The sequence below is a fragment of the Rhodococcus triatomae genome (assembly GCF_014217785.1).
GTDB classification, from domain to species: domain Bacteria; phylum Actinomycetota; class Actinomycetes; order Mycobacteriales; family Mycobacteriaceae; genus Rhodococcus_F; species Rhodococcus_F triatomae.
Window position 1 is genome coordinate 143,164 of record NZ_CP048814.1, and the last position, 15,550, is coordinate 158,713.

Consider the following 15,550-nt stretch of genomic DNA (forward strand, 5'->3'; position numbering starts at 1 on the left):
CCTGGCTATGGTCACAGTCGTGCTCACCGGAACCGAACCCACCGCGATCCTCGACTGCGCGCAGATCGATGCCGACCACCTGTGGCATCCGTACGGCGCGTTTCCCGCGTCGACGCGGCCGCTGGTGGTCGAGCGCGCTGCCGGCACCCGACTCACCCTCGCCGACGGACGCGAACTCGTCGACGGCATGAGTTCGTGGTGGGCCGCCATCCACGGGTACCGGCACCCGGTCCTCGATGCCGCCGCGACCGAGCAGCTCGGGAAGATGAGCCATGTGATGTTCGGGGGCCTGACCCACGAGCCGGCCGCCCGCCTCGCCCAACTCCTCGTCGCGATCACCCCGGACGGCCTCGACAAGGTGTTCCTCGCCGACTCCGGCTCGGTGTCGGTCGAAGTCGCGGTGAAGATGAGCCTGCAGTACCAGCGCAGCAAGGGGCGACCTGGCCGGCACCGCCTGCTCACCTGGCGCGGCGGCTACCACGGCGACACGTTCGCGCCGATGAGCGTCTGCGACCCGGACGGCGGCATGCACGCGCTGTGGACGGACGTGCTCGCCGATCAGGTCTTCGCGCCCGCTCCGCCCGCCGAGTTCGACGAGGCGTACGTCCGCCGGTTCGAGGAGCTCGCCGCCCGGCACCGGGACGAGCTGGCGGCGGTGATCGTCGAGCCCGTCGTGCAGGGCGCGGGCGGAATGCGATTCCACGATCCTCGATACCTCACCGAGCTGCGGCGGATCTGCGACGAACACGGGCTGCTGCTGATCCTGGACGAGATCGCCACCGGTTTCGGCCGCACCGGGGAACTCTTCGCCGCGGACCATGCCGGGGTGCGGCCGGACATCATGTGTCTCGGCAAGGCCTTGACCGGTGGCTATCTCACCCTCGCCGCGACGCTGTGCACGACCGACGTCGCCGAGACGATCAGTGCAGGCGAGGGCGGCGGAATGATGCACGGCCCCACGTTCATGGGCAATCCGCTCGCCTGCGCGGTGGCGGCGGCCTCCACCCGACTCCTGCTGTCGCGCGACTGGCGCGGCGAGGTGCGGGCGATCTCGCGTGGCCTCGCGGCCGGGCTCGCGCCCGCCGGAGACCTCGACCACGTCGTCGACGTCCGGTCGCTGGGCGCCATCGGAGTGCTCGAACTGGACCGACCGGTGGACATGCAACGCGCCACGGACGTCGCCGTCGAGCACGGTGTGTGGTTGCGCCCCTTCCGGACGCTCGTCTACGCCATGCCACCGTTCGTCTGCAGTGCCGACGACGTGGACCGGATCACCCGCGCGATGGTTGCCGTGGCCGCCGACCAGGCGTGATCGCCGCACCGCTGCCGGCCGGGCCGGGCGCACGGCAGGAACCGGCCGCCGGACAGGACTAGGGTTTCGATTATGGCAGTTGTGCCCGACGAGGAGTCCGCCGGCCCGGTCTCGATACCGGTCTGGCCGGGAAGCGCCTATCCACTGGGTGCCACGTACGACGGAGCGGGCACCAATTTCTCGCTGTTCTCGGAGGTCGCCGAGGCGGTGGACCTGTGCCTGATCGCGCGCGACGGAACGGAGACCCGGGTCCGGCTCGAGGAAGTGGACGGGTTCGTCTGGCACGCCTACCTACCGACGGTGGTTCCCGGCCAGCGGTACGGATACCGGATACACGGCCCCTGGGATCCCGACCGGGGCCTGCGGTGCGATCCGAGCAAGCTGCTGCTCGACCCGTACGGCAAGGCATTCGACGGCACGTTCGACGGCGACGCCGCGCTCTTCTCCTCCCCGGTCGAGGACCGTTCCCCGACCGAGGGCGCCTCCCCCACCGATCAGGGCGACCACGATCCGGGCCACGGCGAGGGGGACCCTGACGACCGGAACCACGACGAGGCGCCGGCCGCGGGCTCTCCGGGAGACGAACCTCCGCAGCTCCCCGGGCTGGACTCGCTCGGGCACACGATGACCTCGGTGGTCATCAACCCGTTCTTCGACTGGGCCTCCGATCGCCCACCGCGGCGCCCGTACCACGAGACCGTCATCTACGAGGCGCACGTCAAGGGCATGACCGCAACCCATCCGGGAGTCCCGGAGGAGCTGCGGGGCACCTACGCGGGCCTGGCCCACCCGGTGATCGTCGAGCACCTCGTCGGCCTCGGCGTCACCGCCATCGAGCTGATGCCGGTGCACCAGTTCATGCACGATCAGACCCTGCTCGATCGTGGCTTACGAAATTACTGGGGGTACAACACCTTCGGCTTCTTCGCGCCGCACACCGACTATTCGTCGGCGGCCAAGCCCGGTGCCGCCGTGTCCGAGTTCAAGGCGATGGTGCGGGCGTTCCACGAGGCCGGTATCGAGGTGATCCTCGACGTGGTCTACAACCACACGGCCGAGGGCAACCATCTCGGGCCCACGATCGGTTTCCGCGGCATCGACAACGGCGCCTACTACCGCCTCGTCGACGGCGACGAGGCCCACTACATGGACTACACGGGCACCGGGAACAGCCTCAACGCCCGCCATCCGCACACACTGCAGTTGATCATGGATTCGCTCCGCTACTGGGTCACCGAGATGCACGTGGACGGATTCCGGTTCGACCTCGCGTCCACCCTGGCCCGCGAACTGCACGACGTGGACCGGCTCTCCGCATTCTTCGATCTGGTGCAGCAGGATCCGGTGGTCAGCCAGGTCAAGCTCATCGCCGAACCCTGGGACGTCGGCGAGGGCGGCTACCAGGTGGGGAACTTCCCCGGCCTGTGGACCGAGTGGAACGGCAAGTACCGGGACACGGTCCGGGACTACTGGCGCGGCGAGCCATCGACGCTGGGCGAGTTCGCCTCCCGGCTGACCGGATCGTCCGATCTGTACGAGGCGACCGGGCGCCGTCCCAGCGCGTCGATCAACTTCGTCGTCGCACACGACGGCTTCACCCTCGCGGACCTGGTGTCCTACAACGAGAAACACAACGAGGCCAACGGCGAGGGCAACCTCGACGGCGAGAGCCACAACCGGTCCTGGAACTGTGGGGTGGAGGGGCCGACGGACGACCCGGACGTCCTCGCACTGCGGCGCAGGCAGATGCGCAACATCATGGCGACCCTGCTGCTCAGCCAGGGCACCCCGATGATCGCCCACGGCGACGAGATGGGCCGCACCCAGCAGGGCAACAACAACGTCTACTGTCAGGACTCGGAACTGTCCTGGATGGACTGGACCCTGACGGACGTCAACAAGGACATGCTCGAGTTCACCCGGCGGGTGATCGACCTGCGCGTGCGCAACCCCGTCTTCCGCAGGCGCCGCTTCTTCGACGGACGCCCCATCCGCAGCGGCGACCAGATGCGCGACATCGCGTGGCTGACTCCCGCCGGCGAGGAGATGACCCCGGCCGACTGGGACAGCGGATTCGGCAAGTCACTCGCGGTGTTCCTCAACGGCGATGCGATCCCCGAGCCCAACCATCGCGGCGAACGCGTCACGGGCGACTCGTTCCTGCTGTGCTTCAACGCCCACGACGACACCATCGACTTCGCCACTCCCGACGACGAATACGCATCCGAGTGGACGGTCGTGCTCGACACCGCCGACGACGCGGGCGGCGAGGAGCGCGTGGTCGCCGCGGGCACCGCACTGCCGGTCGGCGCCCGATCCCTCACCGTGCTCCGGCGGACGGACTGACATGTCGGCGGTGCAGGCGACGTACCGACTGCAACTGCAGCCCGGCGGGCTCACTCTGGACGGAGCCGTCGACCTCCTCGACTACCTCGACGATCTGGGTGTCTCCCACCTCTACCTCTCGCCGATCCTCGGTGCGACCTCCGGATCCACCCACGGCTACGACGTCACCGACACCAGCGCCGTCTCCGCCGGTCTGGGTGGACGCGCCGCGCTCGAGCGGCTCTCCGCCGCCGCTCGCACCCGTGGCATGGGTCTGATCGTCGACATCGTGCCCAATCACATGGGAATTGCCCGCGCGGAGGAGAACGCGTGGTGGTGGGACGTCCTGAGCCACGGGCGCCGATCCCGGTACGCCTCCTACTTCGACATCGACTGGGACGGTGACAACGGTGCGGACGGTGCACTCGCGCTGCCCGTCCTCGGATCCGCGGAGGACGTGTCCGCACTGGCGATCGATCGGTCCGGTGACGTGCCGGTGCTGACCTACCACGAACACCGCTTCCCGGTGGCAGCCGGTACGGACGGGCCCGATCCCCAGGCCGTGCACGACGCGCAGCACTACCGCCTGGTGCCCTGGACGTCCGGCGTCGTCGGCTATCGACGCTTCTTCTCGGTGAGCGAACTCGCGGGGCTGCGGCAGGAGGATCCCGAGGTGTTCGCGGCCACCCACCGCGAGGTCGCCGACTGGGTACACGGCGGCCTGGTCGACGGAGTGCGAATCGACCATCCGGACGGCCTGGCGCGCCCGGCAACCTATCTGGCGTGGCTGCGGGAACTCCTCGGACCGGAGTGCTGGATCGTGGTCGAGAAGGTCCTCGGCCGCGGCGAAGTCCTCGACGGGGCTCTCCCGGTGCAGGGGACGACCGGCTACGACGCGCTGGCGCAGTACGGCGGGGTGTTCGTCGACTCGTCCGGTGCCCCGGGTCTCACCGCGCTCAGCGTGCAGACCACCGGCACTCGCGGGGACCGCGACTGGCTGGAAACCGCGGCACGCGACATCGCCCGGACCGTCGCGGCCACCACACTGGCACCCGAGGTGGGGCGAGCGGTGCGTGCGGTCCGGCGCGACGCCGCCGACTGCGACAGTCCCCCGCCTCCGGTCGGCCACCCGGATCCCCTGCGCGAGGCGGTCGTCGAGGTCCTGGCGGACATGCCGGTGTACCGCAGCGACTATCCGTCACTGGACGGCCTCACCGGGCGCATCGTGCGGAACGTCCTCGTCGCGCACCCGGAGTGGGACCGGGAACTGTCGCTCCTCGCCCAGGCGCTGGCCGCCGACGGCGAGGCCGCGGTCCGGTTCCAGCAGGTGTGCGGCGCCCTCGAGGCGAAGTCCGTCGAGGACTGTCTCTTCTACCGCGCCGCTCGGCTGGTGTCTCTGCAGGAGGTCGGCGGAGATCCCGGAACACTCGGCATCTCGCCTGCCGAGTTCCACCTCGCCGCCGCCGCGCGGGCCGCCCACCGACCGGCCGCGATGACGACACTGTCCACCCACGACACCAAGCGCGGTGAGGACGTCCGCGCCCGGATCGGCGTGCTCTCCCAGGTACCGGACCTGTGGGCGCGCTGCGTCCAGGACTGGGAGGAGCTTGCGCCCGGTCCGGACTCCGCCCTCGGAGCCTTCCTCTGGCAGAACATGTTCGGGGTGTGGCCCGCCGACGGGACGGACGCACGAGACGTCCCCGATCTCCGGGACCGGCTGCACGCGTACGCGCTCAAGTCCGCTCGTGAGGCAGGCACCCGCACGTCGTGGGCGACGGTCGACGCCGCTTTCGAGGCGGCACTCCACGACTGGATCGACACGGTGCTCGACGGCCGCGTCGGGCACGGAATGTCCTCCCTCGCACATCAGCTCGCCCCCCATGCATGGTCCGATGCGCTGGGCCAGAAGCTGCTCCACCTGACCGGTCCCGGAGTACCGGACGTGTACCAGGGAAGCGAACTGTGGGAGGACTCGCTCGTCGATCCCGACAACCGCCGCCCGGTGGACTGGGTCCGGCGCGCGGCGGTGGCCGAGAGGGTGCGCGCGGCAGATGCCACCCCCGCCCCCTCGGATCCCGCGGCGAAGTTCCACCTCGTACGACAGGCACTGCGCCTGCGCCGCGAACGGCCGGACTGGTTCGTCGGTGGCTCCTACACCGCCGTCCTCGGACAGGGCCCGGCCGCGACCCACCTGGTCGCCGCGGGACGCGGTCCCGCAGACGGCGACACCACCGTCCTCGCGCTCGCGACCCGGCACAGCATCCGGCTCTCGTCGCTCGGCTGGCGAGATTCCACGGTGCACCTCCCCGCCGGATCGTGGACCGACCGGATCGGCGGACGGACCTACGCGGGGAACGCGGACGTACCCCTCACCGACATCTTCGCAGCGCTGCCCGTCGCGCTGCTCACCCGCCACTGACACACCGGACGAGAGGAAGGCACACCCATGACACGACGCGTCGTCGCCACCGCCTACGGAGGCCCCGAGGTCGTCACCGTCGTCGAGACGGAACCCGTACCGCCGGCGGACGGCGAGGTCGCGGTCGACATCCGCGCCGTCGGAGTCAATCCCGTCGACTACAAGCGCTACAGCGGAGATTTCGGCATCGACGAGACGTTGCTGCCGCTCCCGCTCGGCTCGGAGGCTGCGGGCATCGTCACCGCGGTCGGCGACGGCGCGGTCGGTCCGGCCGGGCCGGTCTCGGTCGGCGACGAGGTGATCCTCTATCCGGCGGCCGGGGCCTACGCGGACCGGATCGTCGTCGACGCGGATGCCACCGTCCCGAAGCCGCCCGGGCTGACCTGGGAGGAGGCGGCGGGCCTGCTGCTCGCGTCGGTGACCGCCCTCGACACCCTCGACACGGTCGGAGTGCGCGCAGACTCCACCGTGTTGATCCACGGCGCGTCCGGCGCGGTCGGCGCGGCCGCGGTGCAACTCGCGGTCCGTCGTGGGGCGTATGTCATCGGCACCGCGGCCGCGCGCAATCACGAGTACGTGCGCGACCTCGGCGCGATCCCGGTGGTGTACGGCGACGACCTCGCCGATCGGGTGCGGGCACTCGCGCCGAACGGGATCGACGCCGCCGTCGACACCGTGGGGACACGCGAGGCCGTCGAGGTGTCCGTGGAGTTGGTGCCCGATCGGAGCTCGGTCGTGACCATCGCGGCCGGGCCGTATGCCGAGGAAGCCGGCATCGTCCGTGTCGGTGGACCGGAATCCGTGGAGGTGCGGCGGCGAATGAGGCTGCCGGTCACCGAGATCGCCGACTCGGGCGGCCTGTCGGTGCGAGTTGCTCGCACGTTCCCGCTGGACGAGGCGGCACGCGCCCACACCGAACTCCGCGCACCGCACCCACCGGGCAAGTTCGTGCTGCTCCCCTGAGCGCGGGGCCACCGCCGATACGCCCGCTGCCGGTCCGGACGTCGACGAGGGCATCCGTTCCGGTGAACTGTCGTCTGCCACAATGACCGCGTACCGATACGGACAGCGGGGCCGGCGCGGAGCCGTCGCCCCTGCCGCCACGACCGAGACGATCACGAGGGGACCTCGACACATGCCGGAGACCGGGACGCGCACGCAACGGGCACGACGCCAGGATCCGGATCGCCCACCACACCAGCGCTCCCGAGTTCGCGTGTCCCGCCGCCGTGTCGGCGCTGCCGCCCTCGGTATCACCGCCGGGATCGTCGCGGCCTCGGCTCCGGTCGCAGTCGCCCAGCCGGCCCCGGCCGACGGGCTCGGATGGGGCGCCTGCCCCGCCGAGTACGAACTCGATCCGGCCACCGACGACTGCGCCTCGGTCACCGTGCCCCGCAACTACGCGGACCCGGGCGCGGGCACGATCGACGTCCTCGTCACCCGGCACCGTGCCGAGGACCCGGGATCGCGTCGCGGCGTGCTGTTCACCAATCCCGGTGGGCCCGGCGGGGATGCGATCGGGTCCAACGGCATGTTCGCCGAAGTACTCCCCGAAGCCGTCCGCGCCCAGTGGGACGTCATCGGCGTCCAGCCGCGCGGTCTCGCCCACGCCGGAGCCGTCGAATGCACCTTGACACCCGAACTGTCGGCCCTCATGGGCACCGGGTTCGGCGGCGCCGCGACCCGCGACGCGTGCGAGGCGGCCGCACCGGGCACCACGGCGCACCTGACGACGGAGAACACCGCCCGCGACTGGGAGCAGGTTCGCCTCGCACTCGGCGAGGACGTCATCGACATCTACGGACTGTCCTACGGCACGGTCCTCGGATCCACTTACGCGACGCTCTTCCCGCAGCACACCGGGCGCATGGTGCTCGACTCCGCGGTCGACCAGAACTGGCTGTGGAACGACGTGCTCTGGCAGCAGAACGACGGCTACAAGGGTCGCTTCTACGACCTCATGGACTGGATCGCCGCCCACGACGACACCTATGGGCTCGGCACCACGCCGTTGCAGGTCTACCAGCGGTGGTCGGATCGGATCGTCGAGGAGGCGGGCGGAAACCCCACCCTCGCACCGCCGCCGGCTCAGGTCGGCGACGTGCCACCCGGACTGGAGTCCGTGGCCGACGCCTACCGCGCCGGCGTGGATCTCACCGGTCCGGCCCGGGTCCAGTTCGAGGCCTTCGTGCGCAGCCTGGCCGACCCGTCGCACACCCAGCTGGCCTCCGGGATCTACGCGATGACGCGGCAGGCGCTACCGGCCAGGAACGCCTGGCCGCTGATGGCCCGGGTGATCCGCGACGGCACCGACGCCATTCCCGAAGGTGGTTCGCCGGCCGACGTCACCGAGCAGCAGCAGGAGCAGATGGCTCAGGCCCAGCTGATGCAGACGCTCGTCCTCTGCAACGAGAACATCGTCGCACCCCGGCCGGACCGGCTGCCCGGCTGGCTGTTCTCCACCTTCGTCACCGGCGACCTGTTCGATCTCATCGGGTACAGCTACAGCGCCGGACCGTGGTGCGCGGGGGCACCGCCCGTCACGGCCCTTCCCGCACTGAGCAATCAGGGCCTCGGGACCGCGCCGCTCGTCCTGCAGGGCCTGCGCGATCCGCAGACCCCGTACCAGGGCGGCGTCCAGCTCGCCCACGACATGGGAGCGCATCTCGTCACGGTGGAGGGCGGCGACCACGGCGCCGGCATCCAGGGCGGCAACGCCGTGGTGGACCAGGCCGTCTCCGAGTACCTGCAGACCGGGCGCACCTCGATCACCCACGCCCCGGAGGCGCCGATCAGCGCTCCGCTCTGAGCGAGGTCCCCGCGGCCCCGGTGAGCACGGGGCCGCGGGTCACGCCAGGCTCGCTCGCAAGGTCCGGGTGACCCACGACCGGTAGGTCTCCACGTCCCACCCACACTCGCGGCGCAGCAACGCGTGCACCTGGGGCGAGACGACGGTGAACAGGACGTCCGCCGCGTGCTGCACGGAGATCTCGGGCCGGAGCAACGCGTGCGCGGCCAGTCCCTCGGCCAGGGTCATCGCGTTGGCCGCGGTGTCGGCCGCCGCCTGCCGGGCGAACTCGCGCATCTCCTCGTCCGCGCCCGCGGACTCGATCGCGACCAGCATCAGCGCTCCCGCACGTTCGAGGAGATCGACGCTGTAGCCGGTCATCTCGTCGAGGATCCGGTCCACCCCGGTGGTCGCGACGGTATCGAGCCTCACGTCCGTCTCCTGCCGGGCGCCGCTGCGCGCGAGTGCCTCGTCGTACGCGGCGTGGAACAGCTCCGACTTCCCTCCCGGGAACACCGTGAACACGGTCCGCCCCGCGACACCGGCGCGCTCCGCGACGTGTCGGACAGTGGTACCCACGTAGCCGTGCTCGACGAACAACGCCGCAGCAGCGTCGCGGATCCGGGCGCGGGTGACGCGCGCGGCCTCCTCCCGGATCGGGGATCGGTACGGCCGGGTGCCACCGGCGTCGGTCGGCGTCTCCCGGCCTGCACCTACACCGGGCTGCATTCGATTCACGGTCGATGAATCTAATGCACGCCGCACGTGGGCCGTCAGTCGTGCTCCGGCTTCTCCACCCACGTGTCGGTACCCGGGAAGATCAGCGCCTCGTGCCCGTCCTCGTACCGGACCAGGTACGGCGGCGCGCCGTCCTCACCGTGCACCTCGATGACCTCGGCAGTCTGCTCGGCCGCGCCGACGACGCGCCCCTGGACATGCAATCGGTCCCCCACTGCAACGCGCATGACTACTCCTTCGGCAGGCGGTACTCGCGTCTCCTCCCAGCTTGCCCCTTCCACCCGGCGGATGTGGAGCGGACGGGCCAAGTCGGCGCGTCGATTCCGACTCCGCGATCGTCCGGACCTTCGCGGTGGCTGCGAAGTGGCCCGCGGGCGGGCATGCTGGGAGCGTGCACACCTTCGAGGTCTGGGCCCCGAACGCGAACCGTGTCCGGCTCGTGGTCGCCGACGAACTCCACGGCAGCGGACTCCCCGGCGACGAACTCCACGACATGGATCGCGACCCGAACGGATGGTGGCGCGCCGTGGTCGATGCCGCCCCGGACGCGCGGTACGGCTACACCGTCGACGACGATCCGGCTGTGCTGCCGGACCCCCGCTCACCCCGGCAACCGGACGGCGTGCACGAACGCTCCCGGCTCCACGAACTCTCCCCCGATGTGTGGACCGACGATCGATGGACAGGACGGCAACTCGCAGGCTCTGCCGTCTACGAACTCCACGTCGGCACCTTCACCCCGGAAGGCACGTTCGACGCCGCCGCGGAACGGCTCGACCACCTGGTCGAACTGGGCGTCGACTTCGTGGAGCTGATGCCGGTCAACGCATTCAACGGCACCCACAACTGGGGCTATGACGGTGTGCTCTGGTTCGCCGTCCACGAACCCTACGGCGGCCCGGACGGTCTGCAACGATTCGTCGACGCCTGCCATGCGCACGGCCTGGCGGTGGTCCTCGACGTCGTCTACAACCACCTCGGACCCTCGGGCAACTATCTCGACCGATTCGGCCCCTACCACACCGATTCCCGCAACGCCTGGGGAGCGTCGATCAACCTGGACGGCCCGGACAGCGGAGAGGTGCGTCGCTACATCATCGACAATGCACTCCGCTGGTTCTCCGACTTCCACGTCGACGGACTGCGACTCGACGCGGTGCACGCCCTCCTCGATCACACGGCGGTGCACCTGCTCGAGGAACTGGCAGTCGCGACACGAACGCTGTCGGCGCATCTGCGCCGGCCACTGACCCTGATCGCCGAGAGCGACCTCAACGATCCCCGGCTGATCACGCCCCGCGCCGCCGGCGGGTACGGTCTGGACGCCCAGTGGAGCGACGACGTCCATCACGCCGTCCATGCCGCGGTCTCCGGCGAACGGCAGGGCTACTACGGCGATTTCGGGTCGCTGAAGGCGCTCGCCGAGACACTTCGGCTCGGCTTCTTCCACGCCGGGACGTACTCGTCCTTCCGCGGTCGCACGCACGGACGCCCCCTGGACACCCGGCGCACACCCGCCGACTCCCTGATCGCCTACACGACCACCCACGATCAGGTCGGCAACCGCGCGACCGGCGATCGGCCGGGAAGCTACCTCGATCCCGGGCAACTCGCGATCAAGGCGGCCCTCGTCCTCCTGTCCCCGTACACGCCGATGCTGTTCATGGGTGAGGAGTGGGGAGCGACGACGCCGTTCCAGTTCTTCACCTCACATCCCGAACCCGAACTGGCACTGGCGACGGCGCAGGGCCGACGAGACGAGTTCGCGGCACACGGCTGGTCCACGGACGAGGTCCCCGATCCCCAGGATCCCGAGACGTTCCGTCGCTCGAAACTGGATTGGGGCGAACTCACCACGGAACCGCACGCCCGGCTCCTGGCCTGCTACCGGTCGCTGCTGCAGCTGCGACGCACCCGCCCCGAGATCACCGACCCCTGGCTCGAACACCTGTCCGTGGACTACGACGAGGACGCCCGCTGGATCGTGGTGCATCGCGGCCCGCTGCGGCTCGCCTGCAACCTCGGCAGCTCGCCGGTCACCGTCCCGGCGGGGGGCACCCCGCTGGTCTGGTGGGATGCGCCGACCTCGGACGAGACCGGCTCGGCGACCGTGATCCCCGGGCACTCGTTCGTCGTCACCGCCGGCACGACGTCACAGCGACTCGATCGAAGCGAACCCGTGTGACATCGTCCCGGATCCCATGGCCCCGGTAGGGGTGGTGGAGCCCAGTCAGGTCAGGTAGCGGTAGGCCGGGCTTCCCGGTTCCAGCCGCTCGACACCCATCGGAGAGATCTCCATACGCTCGAGCAGTTCACTGAGCCCGTCGGCACTGCCGAGTTCGATACCGACCAGCGCGGCACCGGTCTCGCGGTTGTTGCGCTTGACGTACTCGAACAGGGTGATGTCGTCCTCCGGGCCGAGTACCTCGTCGAGGAAACGGCGCAGTGCGCCCGGCTCCTGGGGGAACTCGACCAGGAAGTAGTGCTTGAGACCGAGATGCACGAGGGAACGTTCCAGGATCTCCCCGTACCTCGACACGTCGTTGTTGCCCCCGGACACCAGGCACACGACGGTCGCGCCGGGCTCGAACACGACCCCGCCGAGCGCCGCCACCGACAACGCCCCCGCAGGCTCGGCGATGATTCCCTCGTTCTGGTACAGGTCGAGCATCGCCGTGCAGATCGCACCCTCGTCGACCTGGGTGACGAGGAACCCGCCGTCGCGGTGCCCGGCGTCGACGGCCCCGAACGATGCCACCTCGGCACCGAACTGCGCGGCCGCGGCGAACGGGAGGTCACCGATACGCCGCACCGACGCACCGTCGACGAACGGGTCGATCTCGGAGAGCGTCACCGGGGTCCCGGCGACCAGCGCGGCCGTCATCGACGCCCCACCGGTCGGCTCCACCCCCACCACGGTCGCGTTCGGCGCGTGTTCGCGCAGGTAAGTCGCAATTCCCGCGACGATGCCGCCGCCGCCCACGGGCACCATCACCACGTCCGGGGCACCCCCGAGCTGATCGAGCAGCTCGACCGCGATCGTCCCCTGCCCTGCGATCGTCGCGGGATGATCGAACGGGGGCACCATCGTCGCGCCGGACCGCTTGGCGTCGTCGGCCGCGGCTGCTGCGGCGGCGTCGAACGTGTCCCCCACCATGATCAACTCGACGTACGCTCCGCCGTGAGCGCGGATCCGGTCCCGCTTCTGCTTCGGGGTGTTCGCCGGCACGTAGATGCGGCCGCGGACCTGCATCGTCCGGCAGGCGAACGCCACGCCCTGGGCGTGATTTCCCGCGCTCGCCGTCACCACGTCCGCTGCACGTTCGGCGTCGGTGAGCTGCGCCATGAGGTTGTATGCGCCGCGCAACTTGAACGAGCGGACCACCTGCAGGTCCTCCCGCTTGAGGTACACCTTCGCCCCGGTGAGCTCGGACAGCCGCTCGCTGTACTGCAGCGGCGTCGCCGCAATCACGTCACCGATTCGCCCCATCGCCGCATCGATCTCGGCTGCGGACAGGGCGGATGCGGACAACACGGCTGCGGTATCGAGAGAGGTGGACACCCGAACATCTTCCCACTTCAGGCGGGTGACCCGGAATCAGGGTCGGCCCCGCGGATCGAACTGCGAGGGCAACGGGACGTTGCGCAGATTCGAGCGGGCCATCGCGACGGCCTCGCCCACGCCTCCGTTCATCACCATCTTGGACATGGCGAGCGCGAACCCGCCCACCTGGGCACCGGTGATACTCGGCGGCAGCGACAACGCCCGAGGATCCGTCACGACGTCGACCAGGGCCGGACCGTCGTGCTCGAGCGCCCGCCGGAACCCGGACTCGATGTCCTCGGGCCGCTCCACCCGCACCGAGTACAGCCCCAACGCCGCCGCCACCGCGGCGTAGTCCACCGACGGCACGTCCACTCCGAAATCGGGGAGACCGTCGACGAGCATCTCGAGCTTCACCATGCCCAACGTCGAATTGTCAAAGACGACGATCTTCACGGGCAGCCGGTACATCGCCACCGTGATCAGCTCGCCGAGCAGCATCGACAGCCCGCCATCACCCGACACCGACACCACCTGACGGTCCGCGTCGGCGAACTGGGCGCCGATCGCGTGCGGCAGCGCATTGGCCATCGACCCGTGCAGTGCCGAGGTCAGGAACCGGCGGCGGCCGTTCGGCCACACGTAGCGGGCCGCCCACACATTGCACATCCCGGTGTCCGCGGTCACGATCGCGTCGTCGGCGAGGACGGAATCCAGCACGGATGCGGCGTACTCGGGGTGGATCGGGGTGCGCTGCTTCGCCGCGTCGGTGTAGGCGCCCACCACCTTCGACATGAGGGTGTGGTGCCGGTCGAGCGTCTTCTCCAGGAACGTACGGTCCTCCTTGCGGCGCACCAGGGGAATGAGGGCGTCGAGGGCGGCCGCCGCGTCCCCGTGCACAGCGATGTCGACGTCGGTACGGCGGCCGATCCGCTCCGCCGCCGTGTCGATCTGCACGGTGCGCACGTCCTTCGGGAGGAACTGGTCGTACGGAAAGTCGGTCCCGATCAACACCAGCAGGTCGGCTCCGTGCATCCCGTCGTGGGCGGCGCCGTATCCCAGCAGCCCGGTCATTCCCACGTCGAACGGGTTGTCGTACTGGATCCATTCCTTGCCGCGCAGCGTGTGCCCCATCGGTGCGCCGACCAGATCGGCGAACCGCAGCAGTTGCTCCCGCGCGTCCCGCACACCGGCACCCGCGAACACCGCGATGCGTCGTGCATCGTTCACCGCGTCGGCGAAGGCCTGGACGTCCGCCGCCGCGGGCACCAGGGTGGGCCGGCCGGCCGACGGGATCGTGGGGCTCTCGGCGGCGGGCTCCTCTTCCGCGACGTCACCGGGCAGGGTGACCACGGCGACGCCGGGCGCGGACCGTGCGTGCGTGATCGCGGACGCGAACACCCGTGGCGCCTGCGCCGCCGTGCTCACCATCTCGCAGTACTGCGAGCACTCGACGAACAGCCTGTCGGGGTGTGTCTCCTGGAAGTAGCCCATTCCGATCTGTGCGCTGGGAATCTGGGCCGCGATGGCGAGGACCGGTGCCCCGGACCTGTTGGCGTCGTAGAGCCCGTTGATCAGATGCAGGTTGCCCGGGCCGCAGGATCCGGCGCACACGGCGAGTTCACCGGTGGTCTGAGCCTCGGCCGACGCGGCGAACGCCGCCGCCTCCTCGTGCCGGACGTGGATCCAGTCGATTCCCCCTTCCGCTGCTCCGCCCGAACGGCGCACCGCGTCGACGACAGGGTTCAGACTGTCGCCGACGATGCCGTAGATCCGCCGGACACCGACCTCCACGAGCTGCGCGATCAGTTGATCCGCCACGGTTTTCGCGCTCATGCACTCTCCCTCGTCGTGACGCCGTGACCGCTGCGGGAGAGCAAGCCGCACAGGGCAGGCGGTGACTGCTGGATACCGTCGGACGTGCCGTCAGGAGGACGGGGGCTCGAGAACGAAGACGGGAATCTCACGGGACGTCTTCTTCTGGTACTCGGCGTAGTCCGGATACGCCTCCACCGCCCGGTCCCACCACAGTGCGCGCTCGTCCCCGCTCAGCTCGCGCGCCACCAGGTCGAAGAGTTCGGTACCGTCGCGCAACTCGACCTCCGGGTGCGCGAGCAGGTTGTGGTACCAGACGGGATTCTTCGGTGCCCCGCCGAGCGAGGCGACCACCGCGTACCGGCCGTCGTGCTCGACCCGCATGAGCGGTGTCTTGCGAAGTTTTCCGGTCTTGGCTCCCACGGACGTCAGCACGACCACCGGGCGTCCGCCCAGTGTGGTGCCCTCCGTGCCTCCGGACTGCTCGATCGCGGTGACCTGATCGGCCGCCCATGTGCTCGGACTCGGCGCGTACTCACCTGTCAATGGCATGACACCGAGTCAACTCTCCGTCGCCTCGTTCCGCCACCGATTCGGTGGAACGAGGCC

11 protein-coding genes are annotated in these 15,550 nt (G+C 70.0%); 6 read left to right on the plus strand and 5 right to left on the minus strand.

What is annotated here, in order from left to right:
- Positions 1-7 precede the first annotated feature (7 nt).
- The 5 genes from G4H71_RS00700 to G4H71_RS00720 all read left to right on the plus strand — a co-directional run bounded on the left by G4H71_RS00700 (position 8) and on the right by G4H71_RS00720 (position 8,865).
- Positions 8-1,312, plus strand: a complete 1,305-nt coding sequence (locus tag G4H71_RS00700) for an adenosylmethionine--8-amino-7-oxononanoate transaminase (RefSeq protein ID WP_072737760.1) — start codon at positions 8-10, stop codon at positions 1,310-1,312.
- A gap of 72 nt (positions 1,313-1,384) precedes the next feature.
- Positions 1,385-3,658 (plus strand): glycogen debranching protein GlgX, encoded by a 2,274-nt coding sequence (gene glgX / locus G4H71_RS00705; RefSeq protein WP_072737759.1) that lies wholly within the window; start codon positions 1,385-1,387, stop codon positions 3,656-3,658.
- Between the two features lies 1 nt (position 3,659).
- Positions 3,660-6,056 carry a malto-oligosyltrehalose synthase gene (treY, locus tag G4H71_RS00710; protein ID WP_072737758.1) on the plus strand — a complete coding sequence of 799 codons (2,397 nt, stop codon included), beginning with the start codon at positions 3,660-3,662 and terminating at the stop codon, positions 6,054-6,056.
- A gap of 27 nt (positions 6,057-6,083) precedes the next feature.
- Positions 6,084-7,019 carry an NADP-dependent oxidoreductase gene (locus tag G4H71_RS00715; RefSeq protein WP_072737757.1) on the plus strand — a complete coding sequence of 312 codons (936 nt, stop codon included), beginning with the start codon at positions 6,084-6,086 and terminating at the stop codon, positions 7,017-7,019.
- Between the two features lie 253 nt (positions 7,020-7,272).
- Positions 7,273-8,865 carry an alpha/beta hydrolase gene (locus tag G4H71_RS00720; RefSeq protein WP_072737756.1) on the plus strand — a complete coding sequence of 531 codons (1,593 nt, stop codon included), beginning with the start codon at positions 7,273-7,275 and terminating at the stop codon, positions 8,863-8,865.
- 39 nt (positions 8,866-8,904) lie between these two features.
- Here G4H71_RS00720 and G4H71_RS00725 read toward each other — a convergent pair whose 3' ends face one another.
- Positions 8,905-9,573, minus strand: coding sequence for a TetR/AcrR family transcriptional regulator (locus G4H71_RS00725; protein ID WP_072737755.1), 669 nt, complete (start codon positions 9,571-9,573; stop codon positions 8,905-8,907).
- 44 nt (positions 9,574-9,617) lie between these two features.
- Positions 9,618-9,809, minus strand: a complete 192-nt coding sequence (locus G4H71_RS00730; RefSeq protein WP_072737754.1) for a DUF1918 domain-containing protein — start codon at positions 9,807-9,809, stop codon at positions 9,618-9,620.
- A gap of 164 nt (positions 9,810-9,973) precedes the next feature.
- Here G4H71_RS00730 and treZ point away from each other — a divergent pair, with 164 nt between their 5' ends.
- Positions 9,974-11,767 carry a malto-oligosyltrehalose trehalohydrolase gene (gene treZ / locus G4H71_RS00735; RefSeq protein ID WP_072737753.1) on the plus strand — a complete coding sequence of 598 codons (1,794 nt, stop codon included), beginning with the start codon at positions 9,974-9,976 and terminating at the stop codon, positions 11,765-11,767.
- A gap of 45 nt (positions 11,768-11,812) precedes the next feature.
- Here treZ and ilvA read toward each other — a convergent pair whose 3' ends face one another.
- From ilvA to G4H71_RS00750, 3 genes are all read right to left on the minus strand, one after another.
- Positions 11,813-13,144 (minus strand): threonine ammonia-lyase IlvA, encoded by a 1,332-nt coding sequence (gene ilvA, locus G4H71_RS00740; RefSeq protein WP_072737752.1) that lies wholly within the window; start codon positions 13,142-13,144, stop codon positions 11,813-11,815.
- Between the two features lie 36 nt (positions 13,145-13,180).
- Positions 13,181-14,962 carry a pyruvate dehydrogenase gene (locus G4H71_RS00745; RefSeq protein ID WP_072737751.1) on the minus strand — a complete coding sequence of 594 codons (1,782 nt, stop codon included), beginning with the start codon at positions 14,960-14,962 and terminating at the stop codon, positions 13,181-13,183.
- 90 nt (positions 14,963-15,052) lie between these two features.
- Positions 15,053-15,493: a nitroreductase family deazaflavin-dependent oxidoreductase gene (locus tag G4H71_RS00750; RefSeq protein ID WP_072737750.1), complete on the minus strand. Its 441-nt coding sequence runs from the start codon at positions 15,491-15,493 to the stop codon at positions 15,053-15,055.
- Positions 15,494-15,550: the final 57 nt, after the last annotated feature.

What these genes read in the sequence shown, in the direction of transcription:
- treY (WP_072737758.1), top strand. Translation starts at nt 3,660, where the DNA reads ATGTCGGCGGTGCAGGCGACGTACCGACTGCAACTGCAGCCCGGCGGG.
- G4H71_RS00730 (WP_072737754.1), bottom strand. Translation starts at nt 9,809, where the DNA reads ATGCGCGTTGCAGTGGGGGACCGATTGCATGTCCAGGGGCGCGTCGTC.
- G4H71_RS00725 (WP_072737755.1), bottom strand. Translation starts at nt 9,573, where the DNA reads ATGCAGCCCGGTGTAGGTGCAGGCCGGGAGACGCCGACCGACGCCGGT.
- G4H71_RS00745 (WP_072737751.1), bottom strand. Translation starts at nt 14,962, where the DNA reads ATGAGCGCGAAAACCGTGGCGGATCAACTGATCGCGCAGCTCGTGGAG.
- glgX (WP_072737759.1), top strand. Translation starts at nt 1,385, where the DNA reads ATGGCAGTTGTGCCCGACGAGGAGTCCGCCGGCCCGGTCTCGATACCG.
- G4H71_RS00715 (WP_072737757.1), top strand. Translation starts at nt 6,084, where the DNA reads ATGACACGACGCGTCGTCGCCACCGCCTACGGAGGCCCCGAGGTCGTC.
- G4H71_RS00750 (WP_072737750.1), bottom strand. Translation starts at nt 15,493, where the DNA reads ATGCCATTGACAGGTGAGTACGCGCCGAGTCCGAGCACATGGGCGGCC.
- G4H71_RS00700 (WP_072737760.1), top strand. Translation starts at nt 8, where the DNA reads ATGGTCACAGTCGTGCTCACCGGAACCGAACCCACCGCGATCCTCGAC.